3 protein-coding genes are annotated in these 3683 nt (G+C 69.6%); all 3 read right to left on the reverse strand.

All coding sequences use genetic code 11. From position 1 onward, the window contains the following. Window positions 1–165: 165 nt before the first annotated feature. The gene (locus ABIS05_RS27270) at window positions 166–1359 is read right to left on the reverse strand and encodes a type II secretion system F family protein (protein ID WP_348009084.1); all 1194 of its coding nucleotides are present in this window, start codon (window positions 1357–1359) and stop codon (window positions 166–168) included. Beyond that, window positions 1359–1781: a type II secretion system major pseudopilin GspG gene (gene gspG / locus ABIS05_RS27275; protein WP_348009085.1), complete on the reverse strand. Its 423-nt coding sequence runs from the start codon at window positions 1779–1781 to the stop codon at window positions 1359–1361. The genes ABIS05_RS27270 and gspG overlap by 1 nt, the downstream gene beginning before the upstream one ends. 99 nt (window positions 1782–1880) lie before the next feature. Continuing rightward, entirely contained in the window at window positions 1881–3269 is a 1389-nt protein-coding gene (locus ABIS05_RS27280) for a TIGR03790 family protein (protein WP_348009086.1), read from the reverse strand. Window positions 3270–3683 lie beyond the last annotated feature (414 nt).

Here is a 3683-nt window from a genome sequence, read left to right on the forward strand (position 1 = left end):
GGCCCCGGGTTCCGAGCATCGCAGGGCACCCCTCGCAGAGGGGCGACGGAACAGGGGCGACTTTTTGCCTTCTTTTTGGTCGCTCAAAAAGAAGGTCGCCCGCCGGGGCGAACTCCCGGCTGGGCCTAGCCACAAAGCCAAAGCAACGAAACACCAGGCAACCCCTCACTGCACCTGCTCCACCAACTGAAAAATCGGCAGATACATCAACACGATGATCCCGCCGATCAGCACGCCCATGATGAGCATCAGCGCCGGGTTGACGAGCCGCGACAGCAGGTCAGTCAGCCGCGCCGCCTCCTCGTCATGAAAGGCCGCCGCGCGCTCCAGCATGGCCGCGACCTCACCGCTGCGCTCACCCACTCGCAGCATGCGGCGCGCGACCGGCGTGGCCAGGTTTTGCGCGTCGAACGCCGCAGACAGCCGCTCGCCCCGCTCGACTTGCGCCGCCGCCGCCTGCACCGCACCCCGCCACGGCGCAGCCACCACGTCGACAACGATCTTCAAGGCCGCCAACGCCGGCACGCCCGACGCCAACAGCATCGCCAGCGACCGATACAGCCGCGCCAACGCCAGCACGCGCAACCGCGGGCCCAGGCCCGGCAGCGTCCACAGCGCCGCCTGGGCACGCTGGCGCAAGGCCGGTTGCCGCAGCACGGAAAAGATCGCAAAGCCCACCGCCGCGATGCCGCCGATAACCAGGCCCGGATGCGCGCCGGCCACCTGGCCGAACTCGATCAACACGCGCGACGCCCAGGGCAGGTCGGCGCTGGTCTGCTCCAGGATGCCGGCAAAGCGCGGCAGCACGTAGAGCAGCAGGAAGAGGATGACCGCGCCGCCCACGCCCAGCAACATCAGCGGGTAGACCAGCGCCGCGACGAGGCGCGAACGCAGCGTGTCGACCCAGGCCAGGTAACGCGCATGCTGGGCCAGCGCCGTGGACAGCTGCCCCGTGCGCTCGTTGGCGGCGACGATGGCGCAGATGAGCTCATCGAAGGCCTGGGGTTGCTCACGCAGCGCGGTGGACAGCGGCCGGCCTTGCTCGATCTGCGCGATGACCGCGTCCAGCGCCGCGCGCACGCCGGGCTGGCCTTCCTTCTCGCGCAGCGTGTCCAGCGCCTCCAGCAGCGCGATGCCGGCATCCAGCAGCACGGCCAGCTCCTGGCTGAAGAGTTGAAGCGGAAAGTTGGCGTTGCGCCGCCAGGGCTTTGCGGCCCCGGCCGCAGCCACCTCGCGCGCCTCCAGCACATGCTGGGGCGGCACGCCGAGCACGGCGGCCACGGCGGCGCGGTCGAGCGCCTCGACGCGCTCCGTGCTGACCACGCCGGCACGCAGCACGCGAGCCTGGAACTGCGCCATCACCAGGAGGTGAGGTCGGCGTCCTCACCCTCGCCGCCGGGGCGGCCGTCCTTGCCGAAGGACAGCAGGTCGTACTCGCCATGCTCGCCCGGCGCGCGGTACTGGTATTCGTTGCCCCAGGGGTCCTTGGGCACGGCCTTGCTCAGATACGGCCCGGCCCACTTGGGCTCATCCCCCGGCTTGGCCACCAGCACGGCCAGGCCCTGCTCGGTGCTGGGGTAGCGGCCCACATCCAGCCGGTACTGGTCCAGCGACTTCTGTAGCCCGTCGATCTGGGCCTTGGTGGCCTTGACCTCGCTCTTACCGATCTGGCCGAAGAACTTCGGCCCGACATAGCCGGCCAGCAGGCCGATGATGACCATGACGACGAGCAGTTCAAGCAGGGTGAAGCCGCGGGCGCGGGCAGAGACGGAACGGGGCATGGTGATGAGGTGCTCGACGGGAGGGCGACTGTCGATCGCCCGGCCGGGTGCGGCAATCAGGATTTGACCGACCTGCATTCTGAGGGGCGCGCGTAAAGGTCAGGATGATTGGGCGAGGGTGCAGGCATTCGCCGCGTTGTCCGCGCAGGGGCCCTGCCAGCGGATGCGCGTCGCCACGGCCGGTGGCAGGGGCGCGCGGCCGTCGAGCAGTTGACCGCGCACGCCGGTGAACGTGGCCAGCGTCGCCCAGGTCGACCCCTGCAGGTATTGCAGGCTGTAGCGGGCACCGGGGCGCAAGGACCGCGTCTTGATCTGGTACTCCCCCGCCACGATGGCGAAGCTGGGCGTGTCGCGGAAGGGCTGGGCCAGAGGCTCGCCGACGAACAGGCCCTGGCCGGGCCACTGCACGGCCTTCCAGTAGGCCTCGATGGCGGTGGCGCCGCGCCAGTAGTGGTCGATCAGCACCGAGGCGCGCGAGAACTTCTGCGGCAGGTTGCAGGGCTCCTCGACCGTGCCGTAGCTGGCCGTCGCGCCGGCCGCGAGCCAGGCGGTGATGGGCATCTGGCCGCCTCCGTCGGGCAGCAGGCCGCCGTAGGACGTCAGCGCGTCGGCCAGCGCGCCGGGGCGAAACTGCAGCGTCGACAGGTTGCCCACCGTGCCCAGCCCGGTCAGGTAGAACAGCACGTCGCTCTTGCCAGATAGCGAATTGGCCGCAGGCAAACCCACGCTGTTGTCCACATAGTTCAGCTTCAGCGCGCTGCCCCAGGCGGCGGGCAGGGGCGAAAAGTCCGCCCAGCGCACATTGCGGTCGGCGTCGGTCGTGCGCACCAGCCAGCCCTCGCCGGCCGGCAGCGTCGCGTCGGCGGCTACACCACGGCTGATGAGCGCCTGGGCGGCGGCCAGCGTCGTCGCACCCAGCAACATGGACGGGCGCAGCTGCAGCTCCGCCTGCGGCCGGCGCGATTCGCTGTCGTAGAGCGGCGAGGCGGCCGTGTTCGCGCAGACGTTTGTCGCGGGCGTGCCATTGCAATAGCGGGTGTCATAGCCCAGCGCCATGGCGCTGGTGATGCCCATGCTGCAGGCACCAACAACGCGGCTCGGCGCGGCCCAGGCGAACAGCGTGGCCTGCACACCGGCGGGCAATCGGGCCTCGATGTCTGATTTAAGCAACGAAAAATCGTCCGCCGAAATCGTCGCGCTGGCGGTGTCGACCTTGACCCGGATGAGGTTGGCCGCCGGCACGTTGCGGGCCGCCAGATAGGCCGCTCCGATGGCCTCGCTGAGCGTGTCGCCCTCGGCCACGATGACCCCCAGATCGGCCGCCGCGAGGCCGCTGGCGGGCAGTGTCAAAGTGAGCGTCTGCCCTATGCCGGAAGCCCCGGCGTCACCTCCGGGACTTCCGCCGCCGGAGGTGCCGCCGCCGCCCCCACCGCAGGCATTCAGGAGGCTCAGAGGCAGGGCCGTCAACAGGCGGAAGAGAAGGCGCATGCAGCCATTTTCACGCGTCCAGCGAGTCTGTTTTTGCACAGCTTTGGGGCGCAAAACCACCTCCGCGCACGCCTGGCCGGGGTTTCCCCAGTGCCATGCACCGAGGCGGGGCAATACATTCTCGTCACTCGACGCGGTTCGGGGCTCTAAGTCCAGAGCCGCCGGGCGGGTTGTGAGGAGACAAAACAGCAAGATTGCTTCGTAACCTCGAAGACAATCCGACCGGCCACCAAGGCACCCCTTGGTGGCCGTTTTATTTGGTGCCCCTCGCCCGGCTCGCCGCGCTGAACGCGGGCGAGGCCGGTCGGTCCCCCGAGGGGACGGCGATGCGAGCGGGGCGTGCCCCGCTCGCACATCGCCGGACGGGCCGGCTTGGTGAACTGGAGTCGGACACAAGCAGTCCCTGCGGACTGC

This window comes from Roseateles sp. (assembly GCF_039929605.1).
Lineage (GTDB): Bacteria > Pseudomonadota > Gammaproteobacteria > Burkholderiales > Burkholderiaceae_C > Pelomonas.